This is a genomic window from Thermoflexus hugenholtzii JAD2, from assembly GCF_900187885.1.
GTDB classification, from domain to species: Bacteria; Chloroflexota; Anaerolineae; order Thermoflexales; family Thermoflexaceae; genus Thermoflexus; species Thermoflexus hugenholtzii.
In genome coordinates, this window is sequence record NZ_FYEK01000022.1 from 102,945 (window position 1) to 125,654 (window position 22,710).

Genomic DNA, 22,710 nt, shown 5'->3' on the forward strand with positions numbered 1-22,710 from the left:
GAATTCATTCGGCACCCATCCGCCGCATGGCGCGGGCCTTCAGGGCGGCCCGCCGTCGGCGGTAGGTCGCTTCGTCCACCTCCCCTGCCGCATAGGCCTCGTCCAGCCGGGCGAGCTCCTCAATGGGATCCACCGGCCGGCCCCAACGGATCCACACGATCCCGGCCGCCAGCCCTGCGCTGAGGATCAGCAGGACCGGGACCAGCCAGCCGGGAGCCGCCGAGCGCGGCCGCAGGGCGAGGGTCACCGCCTGCCCCGGAGCCGGAGGGCGGACCTCATAGAGACGATACACGGTTGACCCCAAAGTGCGCACGCCCAGATCCCGGATCCCGGGGCCGGTCGCTTCCATTGCATCGCCCGCGATCAGCAGGTTCCACTGAGCGACCGGATACAGGGAGCGCAGGGTCAGCGTCCGCGCCCGGGCCAGGGGGAGCTCATATCCAAACGCCGTCTGATAGCCCATCCCGGGCGGGACCGCCGCGGTGTCGATCAAGCGTTCTCCTTCCTGCCGGTAACGGACGCCCAGCTCGCCCTCCGCGATCTGGAGGTTGGACGCGCCCGGAGGAAGAAAGAAGATCATCCCCGGGCTCCCGGCGCCTCCGTAGGCGGCCGGTCCCCGGTTCGAGTAGATCCAGATCTCGGTCACCAGCAGGCGATCCGCCAGCGGCTGCAGGATCCAGTGGGCCTGATCGATGTGGATCCCTCCCGGGTCTGCTGTCCGGTCGAAGACCATCAGCGTCACCGTGAGCGCCTGCCCGGCGGTCAGGGTGAGCGGATGGGCCGCCGGGTAAGCGATCTCCTGCCACTCCGCCATCGGGAGGTAATCGGCCTCCGGATACACCGGTACCTCAGGGAAGCGGAAGCTCCCATCGGCCGCCGTGCGGGTCGTCTGCGAGAAGATCGGGGAGGACCCGATCAGGGCGTAGAGGGTGACGGTGACGCCGGCCGCGGGCGCCTCGGTCGCGCCGTGGAGGACCTGGCCGCTCACCTCGGCGCTCCCGGTCGGGCGAGGTGGATCCCGAACCTCTCGATCCGCGACGGCGAAGGCCAGATCCGGGAGATAAGCGACGAGGGCCTGCCGGATCTCCGGGGCGAGCTCGGGCAGACCGGCGTGGGCGGGGACCCGTTCCGGCCGCAGCGCTTCGATCCATGCGGCGGGGGCCGCCCGGAGCACCCGCTCTGGATCGGCGAGGGGAGCCATCTCCGCGTGTCCATCTGTGCCGTGGCATGTCGCGCACGCCTCCCGGTAGCGCTGTGGGGCGCTGGCCCGGGCTTCGGACGGCACGGCCAGAGACCAGGCGTAGAAAACGACGGCCCAGCGCTCCGCCTCGCTGAGGGCGTTCGCCCAGGGCGGCATGCCCCGCTCCGGTCGCCCCTCACTGACCACTCGGAACCAGTCCCACAGGGAAGCGGTGCGGGCGGCGAAGTCCTGCGTCAGGTCCAGGCGGGCGTCCGGGAAGCGGGCGCGGAGGGCGGCCGCCTGAGGGCCGTCGCCGCGCCCCAGCGCGCCGTGGCACGCGGCGCAGCGTTCCCGGAAGATCGTCTGACCGGTCTTGAGGGAGAGGGAGGCCGGGGGAAGCGCCGGCGTGGGGGTAGGCACGGGCTGCGTCCGGAAGGGGACATCCCCCGCGGGCGGAGGGGCGGCCAGGGTCAGGGAGCAGCCGGTGAGGAGGATCCCGGCGAGCAGAAGAAGCGCACGGGGAGGGTTTGGGATCATCGCGACTCCCTCCGGAGCTGGGCGCGGCGGGCTCGGACCGCCGCCTCGATTTGCGCCTCAAGATCCGGGATCTCGCCTTCTCCTTGCAAGGCCCCTCCCACCGCAACGCCCTCCTGCAGGTAGCGCTGGCGCAGGGACCGGTAATCCTCCTCCGGGATCTTCCCCATCCGCCAATCCGTCTCCAGATCCCACAGGGCCCTCAGGATCCGCTCATACTGCGCCCGGAGGGCCTCCCGATCTTGCGGCGGATGGAGCGGTTCTTTCCCCCGGAGCGGGCTCAGGACGTAGAGCAGGGTGAGCAGGGTGATCCCGAAGCCGAGCAGCAGAGCCACGAGGGTCTCTCCCATCCCGCGCTCCTATTTCACCAGCGGATCGAGAACGGCCTCCAGCTCCCCGGGCCGGATCGGCGCCGCCTTATAGAAAACCACCTGGCCCTCCGGGTCCACCACGAAGGTCTCGGGGACGCCGGTGATGCGATACAGGCGGGAGATCCGCGTGCCCAGATCCGGGCCGTTGGGGTAGGTGATCTCGAACCGCCGCAGGTAATCCAGGGCGGCGGAGGGGACGTCCAGGTAATCCACGCCCACGAAGATCACGCCGCGCTCCCGGTATTTCCGCCACAGGGCTTCCAGCAGGGGAGCTTCCTCCTCGCACGGCTTACACCAGGAGGCCCAGAAGTTGATCACCACGGGATGCCCGCGCCACTCCCGCAGCCGGAATTCCCGGATCCCCAACCCGCCGTCGTAGTCCTCATAAAGTGAGAGGGTGAAATCCGGCGCCGGCCCGGCGGTCGGTGCGGTCCGCCCCCGTTCGATGAAGGCCCAGCCGAGCAGGGCGAGGAAGATCAGGGCGACCGTGATGGGTACCCCCCAGCTCCATCGTCCCATCCGGGGCATACGGTCCTCCTACCAGTTCTCCCGCACCCATTGATCCAGGGCGCGGGCGGCTTCATCGGAGCCGGCTTCCGGGGGCACCTCCGGCGCGGGCGCCGGGCGGCGCCAGCGGGCGAGGCGGGAGGCCAGCCACAGTCCGGCGGCAGGCAGCCCGAGGGCCGGGATCAGCCACACTCCCAGACCGATCCCCCGGGGGGGCGGGACGGCCAGCACGCGCATCCCGTAGCGGGAGACGAAGAAATCCACGATCTCCGTCTCGCTCCGGCCGGTCGCGAGCATGGAGCGGATCTCCTCCTTCCACTGGATGCACGTGGGCGTGTCGCAGACGTCCAGCGGCACGTTCTCGCACACCGGGCAATACAGCTGCCGGGCCACCCGGTTGACCTCGTCGTCGGGCACCGGGGGGACCGGGGTCTGGGCCCCGGCGGGCCGGGCTACCGCCAGGGCCCAAGCCAGGCAAGCAACGCCGAGTGCAAAGCCGAGAAGGCGGGGTCCTCGAATGCGCGCCCACTTCAACATGGCTTTCCCTCACGAGACAATCGATGGCTCCTCCTGAAGCCGGGGACGGATCATCTGGGGAGCCGGCGCCGGCGTGGGCCGAGGCCACAGGGCCACCAGCGTCCCCAGGATCAGGACGATCCCTCCGATCCAGATCCAGGAGACCAGCGGGTTGATGAAGATCTTGAAGGTTGCCCGGTTCCCGCCCTCCACCCATCCGCTCAGCAGGATGTAGAGATCCTCCTTGAGCGTGGCCCGCAGGGCCGGGGGCGTCAGGCTCTCTCCGCTGTCGTATTGCAGCACGTAGGGATAGAGATCGGCGAGGAGATTCCCCCGGGCGTCGAAGGCTCGCACCCAGGCCTGTGTGACCACCACGTCCGGCTCCGTCGCCGGGGTGTATTGTCGGATCCCTTGATACACCAGCCGGTAGCCGCCGAGGGAGAGCGCCTCCCCCAGCTGCAGGGTGCGCTGGGTCTCCTGCGGGTAGGCCTGGGAGCCGATCACCCCGATCCCGATCAGCACCACGCCGAGGTGGACGAGGTAACCCCCGTAACGGCGGGGGCTGCGGGCCAGCAGCCGGGCCAGGGCGGTCGGCCAGGGCTCCCCCGTGGCGCGGCGCCGCGCCCGCACCCCCAGCCCATAATCCAGCAGGGTCCCCCACCCGGCGAAGGCGCACAGGCCGAACCCCACCAGGGCCCAGGGCATCGACACCCCCAGGGCCCGGGCGAGGGCCATCGCCCCCAGCCCGGCCATAGCCGAGGAGCCCACCGCCAGCCTCAGGGAAGCCCCCGGCGTCCGTCGCCAGCGGAGGAAGGGGATCACCCCCATCAGCAAGTAGAGGCCCGCGAACAGCGGCCCGGTCACCTGATTGTAATATGGGGGACCTACCGTAAGCTTCTCGTTAAACAGCAGCTCAGAGAACATCGGATAGAACGTGCCCCAGAAGACCGCGAAGGCGATCCCCAGGAAGAGCCAGTTGTTGAGCAGGAAGAACGTCTCCCGGGAGAGCCAGGCCTCGATGCGGTTCTCCGCCCGCAGGAGCTCCCAGCGGGCGGTCAGCAGGGCCAGGGAGCCCACCAGCACCAGCCCCACGTAGATCAAGAAAGGCCCCCCGATGGCCGAGCGGGCGAAGGCATGCACCGAGGCGATCACCCCCGTGCGCGTGATGAACGTCCCCAGGATCACCAGCGCATAGGTGAGGATGATCAGCAGCGCCGTCCACACCTTCAGCATGCCCCGGCGCTCCTGCACCATCACCGAGTGCAGGAAGGCGGTCCCGGTCAGCCAGGGGAGCAAGGCCGCGTTCTCCACCGGATCCCATCCCCAGTAGCCGCCCCAGCCCAGCACGTCGTAGGCCCAGCGGGCCCCCACCAGCAGGCCCAGGCTCAGGAACAGCCAGGCCACCAGGGCCCACCGCCGCAGCAGCGGGATCCATTCATCATCCCGCCGGCCGGCCAGCAGGGCGGCGATGACGATGGCGTAGGGGACGGTGAAGCCGACGAAGCCGAGATAGAGCAGCGGGGGATGGGCGATCATCCCCGGATGGCGCAACAGGGGGTTCAACCCCCGTCCATCCGCCGGCGGGACGGGGAAGGTCTCGAAGGGGTTGGCGAAGAACCGGTTGAGCAGCAGGAAGAACGTCTGGGTCAGCAGCAGGACGCCGGCGATGAAGGGCCGGAGGTCCCGGGGGAAGCGATCGGCGCGGGCCATGGCCGCGAAGAGGAAGAGGCTCATCAGCCAGGACCAGAAGAGCAGGGAGCCGTTCTGGCCGCCCCACAGGGCGGTGATCTTGAGGAAGAGCGGCTGGGTCTGCCGGGAGACCTGGGCGACGTAGATCAGGCGGAAGTCATCCGCGAGGAGGGCGGACTCCAGCAGGAGCACGGCCAGGGTGAGCAGCGGGGCCATCACCAGGCCGATGCGTCGGGCCACCTCCCCCCATCGCGCCTCCCGACGCCACCCCGCATAAAAGGCTAAGGCCGTCCCCGCCAGGCCCAGCCCCCACGCCAGATCCAGCACCAGCTCCCCCAGCAGGCTCATCCCGCGACCTCCGGGTTCGGATCCTCACGAGCCAAGCGAAGCCAGCGTTCCCGATGGGGATTCATAGAGCACCACCCCCTTCGCCAGCACTTCCTCGCGGAAGAAGGGACGGTTCTGGATCTCCTCGAACTCCTCAGGGGTGTAAACCAAGAGATCCATGCCCACGCGGGGACGGAAGCGCTCCAGCATCTCCCCGATGCGCTCCAGGAACGGACGCGAGGAGGGCATCACCACGACCAGATCCAGATCCGAGTCCGGATAGAGTCGGCCCTCCGTCAGGGAGCCGAACAGGATCACCTGTTGAGGCGCGTAATGGGTTCGCAGGAACTCCAGGAAGTGGGCCCGCTCGGCCTCCAGGGCGGCCCGCCGCTGCGGGAGCTTCTCCGGGAGAGGGGCATCCCGGACCATCCAAGCCCTCCTATCGGGAGGATCCCGTGGCGGCCTCCTCTTCATAGCGCGTCGGGCATTTGAGGAGGAGGGTTCGGGCGTAGAACACCCCATCCGGCCCCAGGGTGCCCTCCACGATCGCCTGGGCCTCGTTCTGGAGGAGGTCCGGCTTCACCCCCTGGTAGACCACCTTGAGCGGCGGGACCTTCCCGATGTCGGCCACCCGGTCCACCAGGCCGAACTCGATATGGAGCGTCTCCGGATCGTAGCGGATCGTCCCGCCGTCGACGATCCCGGAGAGGCGGATGGGGCGGCCCTGCAGGCTCGCCGCCCGCGCCTTCAGTTCGGAGACGGTGAGGTAATACTGGGACGCGCTGCGCAACCCGTTGACGATCAGCAACCCCAGGGCGGCTGCGAGCAAGCCGCCTCCCACCCAGAAGCGAGCGCGCATCCGAGGCCTCCAGGTCCGTGTTCTGCTTTGAGTCTAACACGTGGAGCGCGCTTCTTCCATCCCGTGCCAGGGAATCGGGAGCCCGCCCTCCACAATCCAGCGAGGAAAGTGTCCCGGCGAGGGCCGAAGGGGAAGCCTGCCTTCGTCCATCGGAGGGGATGCGTGGGGCCAACCGGTCCCCGGCGTGTCCGCGCCCGCGAGGGCGATCGCTGTGGGCGCTCAACGGCGGGCCTGGCGGGCTCTTCGAGACGGAGGCTCCTCCAGCCGGATCCAGACCACCGGCCCTCGGGGGCGGGAGATGGGGATCGGCTCGGGGAAGGCTTGAGGGTCGGTCAACACCCAGATGTAAAGCGGACGCCCCCGGGCGTAAGCCTCCAGGAACTCGGGATCCGCCCGGTGCCGGGAGCGCTGATGTCGCAGGGCCTCCACCGAGACCGGCCCTCGCACTTCCGCCAGCACCGCCGTCCCGATCCATCCCCGCGGGCTGACGATCCCGATGCGCCCCCGGATGTGCGTCGGATACCGGCGGATCTCCCAGGTCTTCTTCCCCAACACGATGTATGTGGCGTAAGGCTCCTGCACGATCAACCCCAGCTCCGGGCGCATCGCTTTCCCTCCTGACTTGCTATATAACGGCGCGACCCCTGATCTTGAAGCAACCGAACAGGCTTTATCCATCAGGAAGAGATCATCTCTCCCGGCGTGCCTGGTCGATCTCTTCGGCCGACGGCGCCGACCCCAGATCCGCGCACAGGCCCCACAACGATTTCCGCGGGGCAGACCTCATCGACATGAACTCGCGCTAGATGTCCGAAGCGATCTGCTCGATTCAACGCACTTTGTTCAACAACGAGAGCGGCTTGATCAGGTCCATCGCTTCCTCAAGGGTCGCCGTCTTCTCCACCGCTTACCTCCGCCAGCCTTGGCCCCCCACCGAGCCCGACATCGTCCGGCATCCCGCCGGGGCGGAGCGGTGCAGGGAGAAAGCCTTCGGTCGGGGGCCCGCTCCTCGCTCGGTTCCTCTTTAGGCCGAACCGGAAGCGGTCGAGTTGTTCCTCCCCCCGCGAGCCCAGATTCATTCACTGCTCCTCCCCTCTACAGGCCGGGGAACCCTTGCGATCTATCCCCACCCTGTGCGCCGCGCCTTCCCTGTTTCGCTGTATATTTTACCGATGGACCATGTATCGCCTGAGAGCCAGGCGGATTCCGTCTTCTGGGAGCCTCACGGATGAAAGCGCTCACCGTCGCGCAGATGCGCCAGGCGGAGGCCGCGGCGGACGCCGCTGGCCACACCTACGCGCGGATGATGGAACGGGCCGGCCAGGCGGTGGCCGCCGAGATCATGCGACGGATGCCCGTCCAGGGCCGGCGGATCCTGGTGCTGGTCGGCCCCGGCAACAACGGGGGGGACGGCCTGACGGCGGCCCGCCTGCTGAAAGAGGCCGGGGCGGAGGTGGCCTGTTACCTCCTCAAACCCCGGGAGGAGACCGATCCCGTCTTCCAGGCGGCGAAGGCGGCCGGCTGCTTCATCGCCCAGGCCGGCGACGACCGCACGTGGCGGGTGCTCCGCCTCTGGGTCCGTAGCGCCGCGGTCATTGTCGACGCCCTGCTGGGGACCGGGACCACGCGCCCGCTGGAGGGGGACCTGTTGCGGATGCTCCAGATCGTGCGCGCCGAGGTGAGCGATCGGCGGCCGTGGCCGGTCTCCTTCTTCGCCCCGGGCACCCCGCTAACTCCGGCAGCCTGGATCTCCCGGGTGCCCCCTGAGCCTTGGCTGGTGGCCGTGGATGGGCCCACCGGGATGAACTACGACACCGGGGAGCTGGACCCCAACGCCTTCCACGCCGATCTCACCGTGACCTTTGCGCATCCGAAGGTCGGTCACTTCCGGTTCCCGGCCGCGCACGCCGTGGGCGAGCTGGTGGTGGCGGACATCGGGATCGATCCGAAGTGGGTCCCGGAAGGTGCCTTCGAGGTGATGGACGCGGCGATGGCGCGGACCTGGCGTCCCCCACGCCCGGCGGACGCCCACAAGAACACGTTCGGGAAGGTCGCGGTGGTGGCGGGTTCCACGAACTACCCGGGCGCGCCCGGGCTGGCCGCCCACGCGGCGGCGCGCGTCGGCGCCGGATGGGTCACCCTGGCGATCCCTCGAACGATCTACCCGGTCCTGGCGGCGCGGACGGCGGAGATCACCTACATCCTGCTGCCCGACGAGCTCGGCGTCCTGATCCCCGATGCGGTGGAGGTGCTGGCGAAGGCCGTTGAGGGCTACGCCGCCATGGTCCTCGGGCCGGGCCTCACCCAGGAGAAGGAAGCGGTGGCCTTTGTCCATCGGATGTTCGGAATGGAAAGGGCCCTGAAGCGGGGACGCCTGGGCTTCCAGATTGAGACGGAGGCCGCGGAGGCCCCATCGCCCGCCTTCTCCTGGCCGCCTCTGATCGTGGACGCCGACGGCCTCAACGCCATCGCCCAGGCCCGGGAGTGGGCGGCCCGGCTCCCCGGACCCGCCATCCTCACCCCGCATCCCGGCGAGATGGCCCGGCTGACCGGGCTGGAGAAAGGGGCCATCGAGGCGGATCGCCTGGGGATCGCCCGGCAGTTCGCCCAGGCCTGGGGCCATGTGGTGGTGCTGAAGGGCGCCTTCACGGTGGTAGCGGCCCCCGATGGCCGGGTCTTGGTGATGCCCTTCGCCAACCCGGCGATGGCCACCGCCGGGACGGGGGATGTGCTGGCAGGAGCCATCGCGGGCCTGCGGGCCCAGGGCCTGGGGCCCTTCGAGGCGGCCGCCCTGGGCGCCTACCTGCACGGCCTGGCCGGTGAGCGCGCCCGCGCGGAGATCGGGGAGGCCGGCGTGACCGCCGGGGACCTGATCCCCCGCCTCCCCATGGCCCTCCGGGCTCTGGGCGGATGAGCGAGGCAGCCCTCTACAGGAGCCCGCCCATGGACCCCGAGCAGGAGGATCGGAGGTTCCCGATCCCGGACCTAAACACGCTTTTGCGGGAGCTGGACCCTCGGGGGCCGCCTCAATGGCGCTGGGTGCATCGGGCAACGCCCGGGGCCCGGCGCATCGGCGTTCTCCCCGCCTCCTTCAATCCGCCCACCCGCGCCCACGTGGCCCTGGTGGAGGCCGCCCAGGCGGCCTTCGCGCTGGAGGAGGGCGTGTTCCTGCTGACGCTCCTCCACGTGGAGAAGCCGCTGGTCGGGTTCGGGATGCCGGAGCGGCTGCGCATGCTCCTGGCCATCGCCCGGGCGCGGCCGGCCTGCAGTGTGGCCCTCTGCAACCGCCCCCGCTTCTTCGAGATGGCGCGGGCCCTCCGGGAGGCAGTGGGGGAGGGGCCCGAGCTCTTCTTCCTGATGGGCGGCGACACCCTGATCCGCCTGTTCGATCCCCGTTACTATCCGGATATGGCGATCGAAGCGGCCCTGGAGGCCCTGTTCACCACCGCCCATCTGGTCATCGCGCCCCGTCCCCCATGGGACCTCCCCGCCCTGGAGGCCTTCCTGAACCATCCCGCCCGCGCCCCCTATCGGGAGCGCATCGCGTTCCTCGCGCTCCTCTCCGATCTCGCCGGGATCTCCTCCACGGAGGTCCGCCAGCGCCTGGCCCGCGGGGAGCCCGTCGACGATCAGGTGCCCCCGGAGATCCTGCCCGATCTCGCCGGCATCCGATAGCCCGCTCCCCCCCGGACCTTTGTCCCTCCTCGGCGTTTCATACGCTTTTGTAAAATCGGTTTGAAAATGGAGAAACGTGGAGTTTCGGGATCCCTACGACGGGGGCGGGGAGGGCCTCGGATGGATAGGCGCCGGAGGATGGGCGGGCGTGGGGGGCGTGGGCAGGCCCTGGTGTTGCTCGGGCTGGCCTTCGCGGGGTTTCTGGCGCTGGTGGCGCTGGCCATCGACGGCGGCAACGCGTTCGTCCAGCGGCGGCGGGCCCAGAACGCCGCCGACGCCGCCGCCCTCTCCGGCACCCGACGCCTGTGGGAGATCCGACGCCAGGGCGGGAGCGAGGCGGACCTCCTCGCCGCCTTGCGGGAGGCCATCGACACCCACGGCGTCTTCAACGTGGACGGCGCCCCCAACGCCTTCGAGGCTTACTATGTGGATGAGAACGGCAACCTCTTGGCGCCCCTCCCATCCGGGACCATCCCGGCGGACGCCCGGGGGGTTCAGGTCACGGTCATCAACCGGTTCGATGCCTTCTTCGCCGGGGTCTTCGGCTTCGACCCCCTGGAGGTGCGGGCCCTGGCCGTGGCCATTTACCGACCGAGCCCCGCCTGCGCCCACGCCCTCTTCGCGGAGAACGATCTGCGTGCCCAGTTCGCCTCGCTGGACGTCACCGGCAGCGTCCATGCGGGGACGCGCCTCACTCTTCAATGGAGCGGCACAATCCGCGGGGTATGTGAATATGGAACCACTGCGGACATCGGATTCGGGGTGCAGTGCCAGGACGGGCGGGTCCAGGTCCCCTTCCAGCCTCTTCCCGCCCTTTACGCCCCGGAGGACTTCGCCCCCGGCGGCCCGCTGTGGAACGCCTATGGGGGGAACCGTTACTGTATCCGCCCCCAGAACCCGGGTCAGCCGATCCTCCTCGACGCGCATCCGGCAGGGGCCGCGCATCCGATTCCCAATCAATGCATTACGGCCCAGCGCGTCCGCCTGCAAGATGGCCTGTATTACCTGGAGGGGGACGCACGGGTTGCTCGAACCCAGGGGATGGGTCCGATCAAGGCCACGGTCACCTTGGCAGCGGTCGGATCCCTCTTCTTGGACGACCTGGGCAACCGTTATGAGCTGCGCAATGCCTTGAACGATCCCCAGCGCGGGGCGCCCCTCTTGGTCGCCGGCCGGGCCATCACGATGACGACGATGAACCCCTCCGGGTTCACCTGGGTCGGATTGATCTACGCCGCCGGGGGCCCGGTGACCCTGCAAGCCCCGCAAGCGGAGTCCGACCGCGGGGCGATTTATGGGAAGAACCTTTCCCTGGGATGGGGGACCTTCCGTCTGGTCTTTGATCCCACCGTGTGCCCGGCGGGGGTGACCCGGGTGGAGTTGCGGCGATGAGCGGGGCGATCCTCCTGGGCAGCCTTCTCCTGCTCCTCCTCGGCGCGCTGCTTTATCTCTGGATGGGGGATGAAGAAGAAGAGGAAGCGGAGGATCCGGAGCGCCTGTCGGCGCGGGAGCGGCTCGCCCGCTGGCTGTCGGAGTGGTGGGCAAGGGCCAGGGAGTGGCATCGCCGGGGGGAGCGGGCCCTCCGCCGGCGCCTGGCCGAGGCGGATCTCCCCTGGCGCCCGGTCGAGTTCCTCGGGCTGATCCTGGGGACGACGGCCCTGGGGGCGTGGATCGGCCTGGCGATCTACCGGCTGCCCGGGCTGGTCCTCCTGAGCGCGGCCGCGGGAGCGGCCCTCCCGCTCCTGTTCCTCCGCCACCGCCGGGAGGCCCGACGCCACCGTCTGGAGGGCCAGCTGGCGGACGCCCTCTTCCTCATCGCCGGGATCCTGCGGACGGGCGGGAGCCTGTATCGGGCCCTCGAGGAGGCCGCCGGGAAGCTCCCTCCGCCCCTCGCCGACGAGTTCCGCCGGGTCCTGATCGAGGTCCGGCTGGGTTTCTCCCTCTCGGAGGCCTTGGAGCACATGCGGACGCGGGTGCCCAGCGAGGAGCTCGCCCTGGCCCTCACCGCCATCCAGATCAACCAGCAGGTGGGCGGGAACCTCGCCGAGTTCCTGGAGCGGGTGGCGATGCGGATCCAGGAGCGGGTTTATCTCCAGAACGAGATCCGGACCCTCACCGCGGCCTATCGGCTCAGCGCCCAGATCCTCGCGGCGCTCCCGCTGGTCCTCTGGCTGATCCTCTTCCCCCTCAACCGCCGGTATATGATGCGTTTCTTCACCAGCGGGGTCGCCGGCTACGCCCTGCTGGGCCTGATGCTCCTTCTGGTCTTGCTGGGCTTTCTGGTCATCCGCCGCATGACCCGGCTCTCCGTGTGATGGGTCGGGGCGGTGGGTGGCAGAAAGGGCTTCCGCTCAAGCGCCCTGTCGGCGGTCCACGCATCCACCCCGCGGGATCTCCGTGCGCCCTCATTTGGGTATCTGTGCCTCCGCTCGTGGGCGGTTCCTCCCCCTCGCCATAACCGATCGCAGCGGAAGAAAAGGTCGCGGTGGAAGCCGCTCCTACGGCATGGAGGCCGAAATGAATTTCGGTTTTACGTGGGAGGGGCTTCAGCCCCGAACCCTTCATCTTTGATCCCGCAAGGGGTCGCGGCTCCTACAAACATCGGTCTTTGTCGGGAGGGCTTTCGCCCGGACCCCATGCGTGAGCCCTGCGAAATGTTGCCTGCGGTCCGGGCCTCCCTATAATCCGGGGGAGGGGGGCCGAAGGGCCCCACGAAACCCGAAAGGGGGTGTTGTCGGCGATGGCGTTCCCGATGGGCTGGGAGGAGCCCAGGAGTCCGTTCTGCCGGCTGCTGAAGGATCGGATCGATCTCCATCACGTGCCCTTCAGCGAACGGTCCTCGCGTATGATGGTGTTCGCCGAGGACCTGCGCCCGGGGGTGCCGGGATTGTTCATCAAGCTGGCGGAGCGGTGGGAGAAGCAGCAGGAGAAGTTCGGCGACTACCGCCAGCGCCGTCCCATCGTGGAGCGCATGGTCTTCATCGGCCCCGATGGCGAGCCGTTGCCCGCCTCCTTCACCGCCTACCCCCACGCCGTGTTCTTCCACACCCCCCGCGGGACCATCGGGATGACCTTCAACGATCCGGAGGCCCTCTACTTCTCGCTTCCTCCAGAGCCCATCGGCTTCCAGTTCGTCGCCCAGGCAGAGACCGCCCGCGCCGATCGCCGGGGCGGGATCCTGCGAGGGGTGCGCAACCTCGCCTATACGACGAACGCCCGCCTGCGCCTCAATCAAATCGAGTCCGCCGGCCCCGGCCTCTTCCGGGTCACGTTCCTGGTCGAGCCCACCCCGGACGCTGCCGTCCTGCTGAACATCACCCCTCGCCTCGGATTCAACCGCAGCCTGCGGCCGGCCCTCCCCGTTTTTCAGGAGGCCGAGGCCCGCTGGCACGAGTGGTTCGCCGCCGCCCCGCCGGTCCACGAAGCCCTGGCCCCCCAGTATTACTACGCCTGGTGGGTGATGCGGGCCGGGCTGATCTCCCCCCGCTTCTACATGACCCGCGAGGGGATGACCCCCAGCAAGATCCACTACGTGGGCGTCTGGCAGTGGGACGCCTGCTTCCACGCCCTGGCTTATCGCTATGTGGACCTCAAGCTGGCGGAGGATCAGATCCGCCTGATCCTGGATCACCAGCGGGAGGACGGGATGATCCCCGATGCGGTGCACGATGAAGGCCGGGTCACCCATCTTCCGCTGCCGGTGGACGCGGATGTGACCAAGCCGCCGATCACCGCCTGGGCGGCCTGGAAGCTCTACGAGATGGGGGGCGATCGGGATTTCCTGGACGAGATCTACGAGCCCCTGGTGCGTTGGAATCAGTGGTGGTTCGAACGGAACGATGACGACCGGGACGGCCTGTGTCAGTATAACCACCCTTATTCCTCAGGCTGGGACGATTCCCCGGTGTGGGATGAGGGGATGCCGGTGGAGTCGCCGGACCTGAACACCTATTTGGTGATCCAGATGGAGCATCTGGCCTGCATCGCCGAGGTGATCGGGGAGACGGAGGACGCGGCGCGCTGGCGGGCCGAGGCGGAGGCCCTCACCCGACGCATGATCGCGGCGATGTGGGATGGGGAGGCCGGCCTGTTCTGGCCGTTGCGGCGGGAGCAGCCGGTGCGCATCAAGACCCCCCTCAGCCTCTACCCACTGCTCACCGGACGCCTCCCCCGGCCCATCGTGGAGCGGCTGGTGGCCCATCTGCAGGATCCGCACGCCTTCTGGCCGCGCTATCCCATCCCCACCGTGGCCCTGGACGATCCGCACTATAATCCGGAGCAGATGTGGCGCGGCCCCACCTGGCTGAACATCAATCGCCTCTTCATCGAGGGGCTGCTCCGGTGTGGATACCCGGAGCTGGCCCGAGAGCTGCGGCGGCGCACCCTCCGGCTGGCCATGGGCCATCGCGATCTCTACGAGTATTACCATCCGGAGACCGGGGGACGGCCGCCCCGCGCCGCTCCCATCTTCGGCTGGACCTCGGCGGTGTTCATCGAGCTGGCCATCGAGGCCAGCCGGGAGCCCGACCTGGAACTTTGATCCCCGCGATTCCGGGAACAGCGCCATGCGGGGGCGGAGGGATCGCACCTACGGCGGGGAACCTGGGGATGACGCGGATCCAGTTGACCCTGGAACAGATCGCCCACGGCGGCGAGGCCATCGGCCGCCATGAGGGCAAGGTGATCTTCGTCCCCTTCGGGATCCCCGGGGAGCAGGTGGAGATCGAGGTGGCCGAGGACCACCGCTCGTATGCCCGGGGACGGATCCTCCGGGTGCTCCGCCCGGCGCCGGAGCGGGTCGATCCGCCGTGCCCCCATTTCGGGACCTGCGGGGGATGCCATTTTCAGCACATCGCCTATGAGGCCCAGCTGCGCCTCAAAGAGGCCGTCGTCCGGGATGCCTTGCGCCGCATCGGGAAGATCGAGGACCCGCCGGTGCGTCCGATGATCCCCAGCCCTGATCCCTTCGGCTACCGGAACCAGGTCCAGTTCTCCGTCTCCGCAGATGGCCACCTGGGCTTCCAGGCCATGCGCTCCCACCGGGTGATCCCGATCACCCGATGCTGGATCGCCCATCCGATGCTCCAGGAGCTCTACGAGGCCCTGGAGATCGAGGGGCTGCCCCTGCGCCGCCTCACCCTTCGTTGCGGCGTCCGCACCGGGGACCGCATGGTGATCTTCGAGACGGAAGGGGACGAACCCCCTCTCCTGGAGACCGATCTGCGGGTCTCCCTCGTCCTGCTCACGCAGGAGGAGAAGGCTGTCCCGCTCATCGGCCTGGATTACCTTACGGAGGAGGTGGACGGGTTCCGTTTCCGCATCTCCGCGCCCAGTTTCTTCCAGACGAACACCGCGGTGGCGGAAGCCCTCGTTCGCCGGGTTCGGGAGTGGGCGGACCTGCACGGGACGGAGGCCGTCTTGGATGCCTATGGCGGGGTCGGGCTGTTCGCGGCGCATCTGGCGCCCTTCGCCCGGCGGGTGGTGCTGATCGAGGCGCACCCCGCGGCCGCCGCCGACGCCCTTCATAATCTCTCGAGCTTCCCCCACGTGGAGATCCGGATGGGGACGGTGGAGGAGGTGGCGCCCGGGCTGGAGGGCCCTTTCGATGTGGTCGTGGTGGACCCGCCCCGGACCGGGTGTTCGCCGGAGGCCCTGGAGGCGCTGCGGGCCCTGCGCCCCGCTCGCTGGATTTACGTCTCCTGCGACCCGGCCACCCTGGCCCGGGACGCCCGGCGCCTGATCGATGCCGGGTATCGCCTGGTGGAGGTCCAGCCGTTCGATATGTTCCCGCAGACCTATCACATCGAGACGGTCTCGCTGTTCGTGCGGTCGTAGCGACGCTGAATGAATTCGGCCTCGGAGGGCCTGTGGCCGACGGTCGGCCTTGAGCGTCGAATGAATTCGGCCTCGGAGGGCCTTCGGCCGACGGTCGGCCTGCGCCGACCGATACCGTTGCGTCGGCGAAGGCCGACGCTTGGCGCGCAGCGCCTGGGGAGGCCGATTTCAATCGGCGTGAGAGCGATGGTCGGCCTGGGCGCCGAATGAATTCGGCCTCGGAGGGCCTGTGGCCGACGGTCGGCCTGCGCCGACCGATACCGTTGCGTCGGCGGAGGCCGACGCCCGGCGCGGAGCGCCTGGGGAGGCTGATTTCAATCAGCGTGAAAAGGAGGTTTCATGCCGTTCCTGCGACTGGATGCGGGTTACCTGCTGGCCCTGGCGGTGATCTTCCTGTTCGCCCTGCCGTTCCACGAGCTCGCCCACGCCTGGGTGGCGGAGCGCCTGGGGGATCCCACCCCCCGGCGCGCCGGTCGGGTCACCCTCAATCCCATGGCCCATCTGGATCCCATCGGCGCCCTGATGCTGGTGCTGGCCGGGTTCGGGTGGGCCCGTCCGGTGCCGGTGAACTCCTTCTATCTCCGGTATGGGCCGCGGGTTGGGATGGCCCTGGTGGGCGGCGCGGGGCCGGCGGCCAACCTCCTCCTGGCCGGCCTGGGGATCCTGGTCTATCGGGCGGCTCCGGAGCCCCTGCTGGCGGGCCCTCTGGCCTTCGCCTTCTTGCGGGCCTGGATCTTCATCAACGTCGGGCTCGCGGTGTTCAACATGCTGCCGCTGCCGCCCTTGGACGGCTTCCGCGTGCTACAGGGGTTGCTGCCTCCTGATATGGCCTACGCTTACGCTCGGCTGGAGGCCTACGGCCCGCTCCCCCTCCTCCTCTTCCTCATCCTGGAGCGCCAGCTGGGACTCCTTTCCTCCATTCTTCAGCCGGTGTATCGCTTGGTCCTCCTGCTGATGTATTTCTGAGGGGAGCCCCCACAGCGGTCGTTTCTACCCCAGGCGCATGCGCCGGAAGGCCTCGGCGTAACGCAGGCCGACGGCGCGCCCCTCCTCGGCCGCCCAGGCCTGCAACATGGGGCCGGGGTCCCAATCCCCGATCTGGGAGCGGTGGCAGCGCAGGGCTTCAATCTTGATCTCCAAGGTCTCCTCGATGTCGATCCACAGGTTGGGCTGGGCGGCCCCGTAGATGTAGACCTCCTGCACCCGATGGGGCGGCAGGCCCAGCTCGGGGAAGACCAGCGGCATCCCGGCGGCCGGGAAGACCGCCTCCAAGGCCGCCTGCGCCGCGGCGCGGTGATCCGGATGGTTGATGTAGTCCTCTCCGTAGAAATAAACCGAAGGATCTCCGCAGACCAGAACCTGGGGGCGGAAGCGGCGGATCTCTCGCACCAGCTCCCGCCGCAGCTCCAGCGTCGGCTGCAGCAGGCCATCCGGGTGACGAAGGAAGATCACCTCCTCCAGGCCCAGGACGCGGGCCGCTGCTCGTTGTTCCTCCTCCCGGATGCGCGCCACCTCCTCCCGGGAGCGGCCCGCTTCCTCCGTCCCGGCGTCGCCGCTGGTGCACAGCACCAGGGCGATCCGACATCCCCGACGGGCCCACTTGGCCAGCGTGCCCGCGCAGGTGAACTCCACATCATCGGGATGCGCCGCCACCACCAGCGCACGCTCCGGCGTCGCCGGCTCCTCCATAGATCCCTCCTGAAGACCACGGGTTCGAGCGAGCCTGAAGGCGCCCGCTTCCTTCAAGAGCCCGACTATACCCCGTTCCTCCACGCGGCGAAAGACCCCTCTCCGGCGATCTCCCTCGATCTACCCAAGATCTATTCATTGACGACTATCGATTTATCGAAATTCGTAGATGAATAATGTTCACCGAAATCTCACGGAACCTACACGTTTTCTTAACGCATGGGAGGGCAGGTATAGAGTAAAATCCCGCTCGTGGGAGGGCTGGTCTGGCCTTTCCCGGATCATCCTGTATCCGGAGGCGGGAGGAGATGGAGGAGCGGAAGCGCCTGGAGGAGGAGCCCCCTGGTGGGAAGCGGCGCAGCCCGCGGGCGCCGATCTGGCGGGATGTGCCCGATGCGCTCTGGGATGACTGGCGCTGGCAGCTCACTCATCGCTTGAACTCGGTAGAACAGCTCAAGCAGATCATCCGGCTCACCCCGGAAGAGGAGGCCGGTGCGGCGGCCACCCACCGGTTCCGCATGGACATCACTCCCTATTTCGCCTCCCTGATCGACCCGGAGGACCCGAACTGCCCCATCCGGCGTCAGGTGATCCCCACAGCCAGGGAGCTGGAGCCGACGCCGGGCCTGATGGCCGACTCCCTCGCCGAGGACCAGCACTCCCCAGTCCCCGGGCTGGTCCATCGTTATCCCGACCGGGTCCTGATGTTGGTGACCACCCAGTGCGCCAGCTACTGCCGGTTCTGCACCCGCAGCCGCATCGTGGGCGATCCCCATGCCAACTTCGGGCGGCGGGATTACGACCGGCAGATCGAATACATCGCCCGCACGCCCCAGATCCGGGACGTGCTGCTCTCCGGGGGCGACCCGCTGATCCTCCCCCAGCCGATCCTGGAGGACCTGTTGCGCCGGCTGCGGGAGATCCCCCATGTGGAGATCATCCGCATCGGGACGCGGGTGCCCATCTTCCTGCCGCAGCGGATCACCGATGAGCTGGTGGCCATGCTGCGCAAATATCATCCGCTCTGGATGAACATCCACGTCAACCATCCCAAGGAGCTCACCCCGGAGGTCACCGAGGCCCTGGCGAAGCTGGCTGACGCGGGCATCCCCCTGGGCAGCCAGACGGTGCTCCTGGCCGGGGTCAACGACTGCCCTCACATCATCCGCGCCCTGGTCCACGAGCTGGTCAAACGCCGGGTCCGGCCCTATTACCTCTATCAATGCGATCTGGTGGAGGGGGCCGGGCACTTCCGCACGCCGGTCTCGAAGGGGCTGGAGATCATGGAGGCCCTGCGGGGCCACACCAGCGGCTACGCCATCCCCACGTATGTGATCGACCTGCCGGGCGGGGGCGGCAAGGTGCCGGTGATGCCTAACTACCTGCTGGCCATGAACGAGCGCCGGGTGGTGCTGCGCAACTTCGAGGGCTTCATCAGCACCTACGAGCAGCCCACGGATTACACGCCCCACGACCCGAGCCGGTGCGAGTACTGCCGGAACCAGCGCCCGGAGCCCGGCCAGCGCGGGATCTTCGGGCTGCTCCAGGGCGACGCCATGACCATCGCCCCAGAGGGCTTCCAGGCGGTGCACCGGCGGCTCCAGACGGGAGGCACCGAAACCATGCCCCTGATCATCGGGGAGCCCCTCCCGGTCGTCAACGGGGAGGTGCTGTGATGCGCGTGGCGGTCCTGGCCAACCTCAAGCGGAACGCCCCGAAGGGGCCGGACGATCCGCCGGACGCCTGGGCGGAGCTGGACTCGGAGGAGACGGTGGAGGGGATCGCCCGGGCCCTGGAGGCCGCGGGCCACACCACGGCCATCTTCGAGGGCAACCTGGAGCTCCCGGAGGCCCTCCGTCGGTTCCGGCCGGACATCTGCTTTAACATCTGCGAGGGCTACTGGGGGGATTCCCGGGAGGCCCACATCCCGGCCATGCTGGAGATGATGCGCATCCCCTACACGGGCTCCCGGGTCCTGGCCCTGGCCATCTCCCTGGACAAGGCGATGACCAAGCGGGTGTGGGCTGCGGAGGGCCTGCCCACGCCGCCCTTCCAGGTCTTCCGTCGCCCCGATGAGCCCCTGGATCCCCGCCTCTCCTTCCCGCTCTTCGTCAAGCCGAACCGGGAGGGGAGCGGGATGGGGATCTCGGCGAAGTCGGTGGTGACGACCGAGGCGGAGTTGCGGGAGCAGGTGGCCTACATCCTGCGGACCTACCGGCAGGAGGCCCTGGTGGAGGCCTTCATTGACGGCCCGGAGCTCACCGTAGGCCTCATCGGGAACGTGGAGGGGGATGCGGCGTGGCTCCGGCCTCCGGGAGGATGGGCCACCGAGGAGGGACTGGACCTGGGGGGCGTTCACGTCTTCCCGCCGATGATGGTGGATCTCAGCGTATGCCCTCCGGATCAGCGGGGGCTTTACACGTCGTACATCAAATCCGAGATGCCCCTGGGACCCCGCTATCTTTGCCCGGCGCCGCTGGACCGGGCGCTGCTACGTGAGGCCCAGCGGCTGGCTTTCGAGGCCTTCCGGGCCATCGGGGCCTGCGACATGAGTCGGGTGGACATGCGGATCGACGCGGCCACGGGGCGGATCTATTTGCTGGAGATCAACACGCTGCCCGGGCTGAACCCGCATTACAGCGACATGGTGCTCAACGCCCGGGCCGATGGGATGTCTTACGAGCTCCTGATCCTTCGGATCCTGGAGGCGGCCTGCCGTCGCTACGGCCTGTCCCCGAAGCCGGTGGTCCCCACGGCCGTGGCGGCGGGCGCGGCGTGAATCCGCCGGTTAAGGGAGCGACCAATGCGCCGTCGTTCGACCATGCCGGGTCGCGTGCTGATCCTGTATAGCGTGGTGGAGCGGCTCCCGCGGGGGGAGCCTCGCGATGGGATCGCGGACGAGGAGGTGCTTTGGACGGCGCAGGCGATGGCGGAGGCCCTCGCCGAGCGCGGATGGCCCGTGGAGGCGCGGGGGATCCGGGACCTGGAGTCCCTTCACCGGGCGCTGGATTCCTTCGATCCCCGGGAAACCCTGGTGATCAACCTGTGCGAGACCCTGGAAGGCCGCCCCCAGGGGGAGGCGGCCGTGCCGGTGGCCCTGGAGGCCCGGGGTTTCGTTTACACCGGATCCTCAGGGGCGACGCTTTCCCTCTGTCTGGACAAGGCGCGGGCGAAGGCCCGCCTGCGGGCGGCCGGCCTGCCGACGCCCCCGGCTCAGGTGTTCCACACCCCCGACGAGCCCCTCCGGATCCCCCTCCCGGCCATCGTGAAGCCCCTGATGGAGGACGCCAGCCACGGGATCGATCGGGAGGCGGTGGTGACGGAGGAGGGGACCTTGCGGGCGCGGGTGGCGTACGTCCTGGGGGTCTACCGCCAGCCTGCCCTGGTGGAAACCTTCATCGACGGGCGGGAGTTCAACGTGGCCCTGTGGGGCGGGCGGAACCTCGAGGTCCTCCCCCTGGCGGAGGTGGATTACTCCCGCATCCCCAACCCCCTTTGGCGGGTGTGCACCTATGCCGCCAAGTGGCTGCCGGGCTCGGAGGAATACGAGCTGACCCCCGTGCGCTGTCCGGCGGAGCTGGAGGAGGAACGGGCGGCCCGGGTGCGGGAGGCGGCCCTGCGGGCCTTCCGGGCGGTCCGCTGTCGGGATTACGCCCGGGTGGACATCCGGCTGCAGGGGGAGACGCCGTATGTGCTGGAGGTCAACCCGAACCCCAGCCTGGCGCCGAACAGCGGCTTCGTGAACGCCGCGCGGGCGGCGGGCTACTCCTACGGCATGCTGGCCGAGCGGTTGATCCGCCTGGCGTGGGAGCGGCGCGCCCGCCGACGGGAGGCGCCGCAACTTCATCCTGTCCCGATGGGAGCGATCGATGTCGCTTATTCGCTGGCCCCGAGCGGATGAGGAGGCGGCCATCCGGGCGTTGGCCGAGCGGTGTGGGGTGTTCCGGCCGGAGGAAATCGAGACGTTAATCGAGATCTTTCGGGAAGCCTGCCGCAGAGGCTTCGAGGAGAGCGGTTATCACTTCCGGGTGTGGGCGGAGGAGCGGGACGGTGAGATCCGGGGGCTGATCTGCTACGGGCGGCGGCCCCTCACCCGCTGGTCCTGGGATCTCTACTGGCTGCTGGTGGACCCCTCGGCCCAGCGGCGGGGGATCGGGACGGCTCTGCTGCGCGCGATGGAGGCGCACGTGGGGCGGGAGGGCGGGCGGTGGATCCTGGTGGAGACGGCGACCACCCCGGCCTATGCGCCGGCCCGTTGTTTCTATGAGCGGCATGGGTTCCGGCTCCTCGCGGTGGTGGAGGATTTCTACGAGGCCGGCGAGGGGCTGGCCCTGTATCTGAAGGGTCTGGGGCCTTCGTCGGAGGCGAGCGCGCCGGCGGCGGAGGCGAGGACCCGGTCTCCGGAGGAGGGAGGATGTCCCGGCGTCCATGGAGCCTGAGGACCGTGCGTCAGGTGATCCTGCTCTACAACATGGATGGCGCATGGCCTCCGGAAGATCAGGAGTATGCCCGGGAGTGCGCGCGTAGAATGCAGGAGGGGATGGAAGCCCATGGCCTCACCGTCCGTCCCGTCGAGGTCCGTCGGGATGTGCGGGGCGCGTTGCAGGGCTTTGATCCCGAGGAGTGGGTGGTGTTCAACTGGTGCGAGGCCTTAGAGGGGGATCCCTATGGGGAGCCCCGGGTGGCCCGCGCCCTGGAGGCGCAGGGCTTCTTGTATACGGGGTCCGGCCCATGGGCGCTGACCGTGGCAGGCAACAAGGCCCTGATGAAGGCTTTCCTCACGCTGAACGGGATCCCGACGCCGGCCTGGCGGGTGTGTCATCGGCTGGCGGACCTGGAGGGGTGGGAGGTCTTTCCGGCCATCGTCAAGCCGGCGCGGGAGCACGGCAGCATCGGGATCACCCCGGAGGCGGTGGCCTCATCTCCCCGGGCGCTGCGGGAGCGGGTGGAGTATGTGCTGGAGGTCCTCCGGCAGCCGGCCCTGGTGGAAGCCTTTATCCCGGGTCGGGAGCTGAACGTCAGCCTGTGGGGGAACGGGGATCCGGAGCCGTTGCCGATCTCGGAGATCCATTTCGACGGCCTGTCCGGGGAGGAGCGGATCGTCGATCAGTCCGCCAAGTGGGATCGGGGGAGCGAGCGGTATCGACGGACGGTTCCGGTGGTGCCGGCGCCGCTGGACGAGCGGACGGAGGCGGAGGTGGTGCACGTGGCGGCCCTGGCGTATCGGGCGTTGCGGGTGCGGGATTACGGTCGGGTGGACATCCGGCTGGCGCCGGATGGGACGCCTTATGTGATCGATGTGAACCCGAATCCGGATCTATCGCCGGATGCAGGGTTTGTGCGGTCGGCGGCGGCGGCGGGGTATGACTACGGGCGGATGGCGGTGCATATCTTGCGCATCGCCCTGGCCCGGCGCCGCCGGCGGGCCCCGGTCTCCGTCTCCCCCCCCCTTCGCCCGCCTGGGGATGGGGTGAGGACATGAGACTCGAGTGGGTGGATGCGGATCCTCAAGCCTCGCCCTTGGGGGA

The 22,710-nt window shown here is 68.9% G+C and carries 21 protein-coding genes; 12 read left to right on the forward strand and 9 right to left on the reverse strand.

Annotated features, from left to right (window positions below; genetic code table 11):
• Positions 1–4: 4 nt before the first annotated feature.
• The 8 genes from CFB18_RS05615 to CFB18_RS05650 all read right to left on the reverse strand — a co-directional run bounded on the left by CFB18_RS05615 (position 5) and on the right by CFB18_RS05650 (position 6,589).
• Positions 5–1,717, reverse strand: a complete 1,713-nt coding sequence (locus CFB18_RS05615) for a c-type cytochrome (RefSeq protein WP_088570822.1) — start codon at positions 1,715–1,717, stop codon at positions 5–7.
• On the reverse strand, positions 1,714–2,064 hold the full coding sequence (locus CFB18_RS05620; protein WP_088570823.1) for a hypothetical protein: 351 nt from the start codon (positions 2,062–2,064) through the stop codon (positions 1,714–1,716). The genes CFB18_RS05615 and CFB18_RS05620 overlap by 4 nt, the downstream gene beginning before the upstream one ends.
• 9 nt (positions 2,065–2,073) lie before the next feature.
• The gene (locus tag CFB18_RS05625) at positions 2,074–2,613 is read right to left on the reverse strand and encodes a TlpA family protein disulfide reductase (protein ID WP_088570824.1); all 540 of its coding nucleotides are present in this window, start codon (positions 2,611–2,613) and stop codon (positions 2,074–2,076) included.
• Between the two features lie 9 nt (positions 2,614–2,622).
• Positions 2,623–3,129, reverse strand: coding sequence for a cytochrome c-type biogenesis protein (locus CFB18_RS05630; protein ID WP_088570825.1), 507 nt, complete (start codon positions 3,127–3,129; stop codon positions 2,623–2,625).
• Positions 3,130–3,138: 9 nt separating this feature from the next.
• Complete coding sequence (locus CFB18_RS05635; RefSeq protein ID WP_088570826.1) at positions 3,139–5,145, reverse strand: heme lyase CcmF/NrfE family subunit; 2,007 nt, start codon at positions 5,143–5,145, stop codon at positions 3,139–3,141.
• Positions 5,146–5,169: 24 nt separating this feature from the next.
• Positions 5,170–5,553: a nucleotidyltransferase domain-containing protein gene (locus tag CFB18_RS05640; RefSeq protein ID WP_088570827.1), complete on the reverse strand. Its 384-nt coding sequence runs from the start codon at positions 5,551–5,553 to the stop codon at positions 5,170–5,172.
• A 10-nt stretch (positions 5,554–5,563) separates the two neighbouring features.
• Positions 5,564–5,983, reverse strand: coding sequence for a cytochrome c maturation protein CcmE (locus CFB18_RS05645; RefSeq protein WP_088570828.1), 420 nt, complete (start codon positions 5,981–5,983; stop codon positions 5,564–5,566).
• 219 nt (positions 5,984–6,202) lie between these two features.
• Complete coding sequence (locus CFB18_RS05650; protein WP_088570829.1) at positions 6,203–6,589, reverse strand: ASCH domain-containing protein; 387 nt, start codon at positions 6,587–6,589, stop codon at positions 6,203–6,205.
• 622 nt (positions 6,590–7,211) lie between these two features.
• On the opposite strand from CFB18_RS05650, the gene CFB18_RS05660 reads away from it, so the two are divergent.
• The 7 genes from CFB18_RS05660 (at position 7,212) to CFB18_RS05690 (ending at position 16,459) form a co-directional block, all read left to right on the forward strand.
• On the forward strand, positions 7,212–8,897 hold the full coding sequence (locus CFB18_RS05660) for an NAD(P)H-hydrate dehydratase (protein WP_088570830.1): 1,686 nt from the start codon (positions 7,212–7,214) through the stop codon (positions 8,895–8,897).
• 29 nt (positions 8,898–8,926) lie between these two features.
• Positions 8,927–9,658 (forward strand): nicotinate-nicotinamide nucleotide adenylyltransferase, encoded by a 732-nt coding sequence (locus CFB18_RS05665; protein ID WP_159461594.1) that lies wholly within the window; start codon positions 8,927–8,929, stop codon positions 9,656–9,658.
• 138 nt (positions 9,659–9,796) lie between these two features.
• Positions 9,797–11,050, forward strand: a complete 1,254-nt coding sequence (locus CFB18_RS05670) for a pilus assembly protein TadG-related protein (RefSeq protein WP_159461595.1) — start codon at positions 9,797–9,799, stop codon at positions 11,048–11,050.
• Positions 11,047–11,973: a type II secretion system F family protein gene (locus CFB18_RS05675; RefSeq protein ID WP_088570833.1), complete on the forward strand. Its 927-nt coding sequence runs from the start codon at positions 11,047–11,049 to the stop codon at positions 11,971–11,973. The genes CFB18_RS05670 and CFB18_RS05675 overlap by 4 nt, the downstream gene beginning before the upstream one ends.
• Before the next feature lie 425 nt (positions 11,974–12,398).
• A complete protein-coding gene (locus CFB18_RS05680) occupies positions 12,399–14,198 on the forward strand; it encodes an amylo-alpha-1,6-glucosidase (protein WP_088570834.1) in 1,800 nt (599 codons plus the stop codon).
• 68 nt (positions 14,199–14,266) lie between these two features.
• A complete protein-coding gene (locus tag CFB18_RS05685) occupies positions 14,267–15,493 on the forward strand; it encodes a class I SAM-dependent RNA methyltransferase (RefSeq protein WP_088570835.1) in 1,227 nt (408 codons plus the stop codon).
• A 339-nt stretch (positions 15,494–15,832) separates the two neighbouring features.
• Complete coding sequence (locus tag CFB18_RS05690; RefSeq protein WP_088570836.1) at positions 15,833–16,459, forward strand: site-2 protease family protein; 627 nt, start codon at positions 15,833–15,835, stop codon at positions 16,457–16,459.
• A 24-nt stretch (positions 16,460–16,483) separates the two neighbouring features.
• Here the strand turns inward: CFB18_RS05690 and CFB18_RS05695 are convergent, their stop codons facing one another.
• Positions 16,484–17,182, reverse strand: a complete 699-nt coding sequence (locus tag CFB18_RS05695; RefSeq protein WP_088570837.1) for a PIG-L deacetylase family protein — start codon at positions 17,180–17,182, stop codon at positions 16,484–16,486.
• A 308-nt stretch (positions 17,183–17,490) separates the two neighbouring features.
• Here CFB18_RS05695 and kamA point away from each other — a divergent pair, with 308 nt between their 5' ends.
• The 5 genes from kamA to CFB18_RS05720 are packed head-to-tail and all read left to right on the forward strand — an operon-like array spanning position 17,491 to position 22,664.
• Positions 17,491–18,858, forward strand: a complete 1,368-nt coding sequence (gene kamA / locus CFB18_RS05700; protein ID WP_088570838.1) for a lysine 2,3-aminomutase — start codon at positions 17,491–17,493, stop codon at positions 18,856–18,858.
• Entirely contained in the window at positions 18,858–19,961 is a 1,104-nt protein-coding gene (locus CFB18_RS05705) for a D-alanine--D-alanine ligase family protein (RefSeq protein WP_088570839.1), read from the forward strand. Before kamA ends, CFB18_RS05705 begins: the two co-directional genes overlap by 1 nt.
• Positions 19,962–19,985: 24 nt before the next feature.
• Complete coding sequence (locus CFB18_RS05710) at positions 19,986–21,083, forward strand: D-alanine--D-alanine ligase family protein (RefSeq protein WP_088570840.1); 1,098 nt, start codon at positions 19,986–19,988, stop codon at positions 21,081–21,083.
• Positions 21,052–21,621: a GNAT family N-acetyltransferase gene (locus tag CFB18_RS05715; RefSeq protein WP_088570841.1), complete on the forward strand. Its 570-nt coding sequence runs from the start codon at positions 21,052–21,054 to the stop codon at positions 21,619–21,621. The genes CFB18_RS05710 and CFB18_RS05715 overlap by 32 nt, the downstream gene beginning before the upstream one ends.
• Complete coding sequence (locus CFB18_RS05720) at positions 21,597–22,664, forward strand: D-alanine--D-alanine ligase family protein (RefSeq protein ID WP_088570842.1); 1,068 nt, start codon at positions 21,597–21,599, stop codon at positions 22,662–22,664. Before CFB18_RS05715 ends, CFB18_RS05720 begins: the two co-directional genes overlap by 25 nt.
• Positions 22,665–22,710: the final 46 nt, after the last annotated feature.

What these genes read in the sequence shown, in the direction of transcription:
- CFB18_RS05705 (WP_088570839.1), top strand. Translation starts at nt 18,858, where the DNA reads ATGCGCGTGGCGGTCCTGGCCAACCTCAAGCGGAACGCCCCGAAGGGG.
- CFB18_RS05650 (WP_088570829.1), bottom strand. Translation starts at nt 6,589, where the DNA reads ATGCGCCCGGAGCTGGGGTTGATCGTGCAGGAGCCTTACGCCACATAC.
- CFB18_RS05625 (WP_088570824.1), bottom strand. Translation starts at nt 2,613, where the DNA reads ATGCCCCGGATGGGACGATGGAGCTGGGGGGTACCCATCACGGTCGCC.
- CFB18_RS05675 (WP_088570833.1), top strand. Translation starts at nt 11,047, where the DNA reads ATGAGCGGGGCGATCCTCCTGGGCAGCCTTCTCCTGCTCCTCCTCGGC.
- CFB18_RS05665 (WP_159461594.1), top strand. Translation starts at nt 8,927, where the DNA reads ATGGACCCCGAGCAGGAGGATCGGAGGTTCCCGATCCCGGACCTAAAC.
- CFB18_RS05670 (WP_159461595.1), top strand. Translation starts at nt 9,797, where the DNA reads ATGGGCGGGCGTGGGGGGCGTGGGCAGGCCCTGGTGTTGCTCGGGCTG.
- CFB18_RS05620 (WP_088570823.1), bottom strand. Translation starts at nt 2,064, where the DNA reads ATGGGAGAGACCCTCGTGGCTCTGCTGCTCGGCTTCGGGATCACCCTG.
- CFB18_RS05615 (WP_088570822.1), bottom strand. Translation starts at nt 1,717, where the DNA reads ATGATCCCAAACCCTCCCCGTGCGCTTCTTCTGCTCGCCGGGATCCTC.
- CFB18_RS05690 (WP_088570836.1), top strand. Translation starts at nt 15,833, where the DNA reads ATGCCGTTCCTGCGACTGGATGCGGGTTACCTGCTGGCCCTGGCGGTG.
- CFB18_RS05680 (WP_088570834.1), top strand. Translation starts at nt 12,399, where the DNA reads ATGGCGTTCCCGATGGGCTGGGAGGAGCCCAGGAGTCCGTTCTGCCGG.
- kamA (WP_088570838.1), top strand. Translation starts at nt 17,491, where the DNA reads ATGGAGGAGCGGAAGCGCCTGGAGGAGGAGCCCCCTGGTGGGAAGCGG.
- CFB18_RS05710 (WP_088570840.1), top strand. Translation starts at nt 19,986, where the DNA reads ATGCGCCGTCGTTCGACCATGCCGGGTCGCGTGCTGATCCTGTATAGC.
- CFB18_RS05695 (WP_088570837.1), bottom strand. Translation starts at nt 17,182, where the DNA reads ATGGAGGAGCCGGCGACGCCGGAGCGTGCGCTGGTGGTGGCGGCGCAT.
- CFB18_RS05660 (WP_088570830.1), top strand. Translation starts at nt 7,212, where the DNA reads ATGAAAGCGCTCACCGTCGCGCAGATGCGCCAGGCGGAGGCCGCGGCG.
- CFB18_RS05640 (WP_088570827.1), bottom strand. Translation starts at nt 5,553, where the DNA reads ATGGTCCGGGATGCCCCTCTCCCGGAGAAGCTCCCGCAGCGGCGGGCC.
- CFB18_RS05720 (WP_088570842.1), top strand. Translation starts at nt 21,597, where the DNA reads ATGTCCCGGCGTCCATGGAGCCTGAGGACCGTGCGTCAGGTGATCCTG.
- CFB18_RS05645 (WP_088570828.1), bottom strand. Translation starts at nt 5,983, where the DNA reads ATGCGCGCTCGCTTCTGGGTGGGAGGCGGCTTGCTCGCAGCCGCCCTG.
- CFB18_RS05685 (WP_088570835.1), top strand. Translation starts at nt 14,267, where the DNA reads ATGACGCGGATCCAGTTGACCCTGGAACAGATCGCCCACGGCGGCGAG.
- CFB18_RS05715 (WP_088570841.1), top strand. Translation starts at nt 21,052, where the DNA reads ATGTCGCTTATTCGCTGGCCCCGAGCGGATGAGGAGGCGGCCATCCGG.
- CFB18_RS05630 (WP_088570825.1), bottom strand. Translation starts at nt 3,129, where the DNA reads ATGTTGAAGTGGGCGCGCATTCGAGGACCCCGCCTTCTCGGCTTTGCA.
- CFB18_RS05635 (WP_088570826.1), bottom strand. Translation starts at nt 5,145, where the DNA reads ATGAGCCTGCTGGGGGAGCTGGTGCTGGATCTGGCGTGGGGGCTGGGC.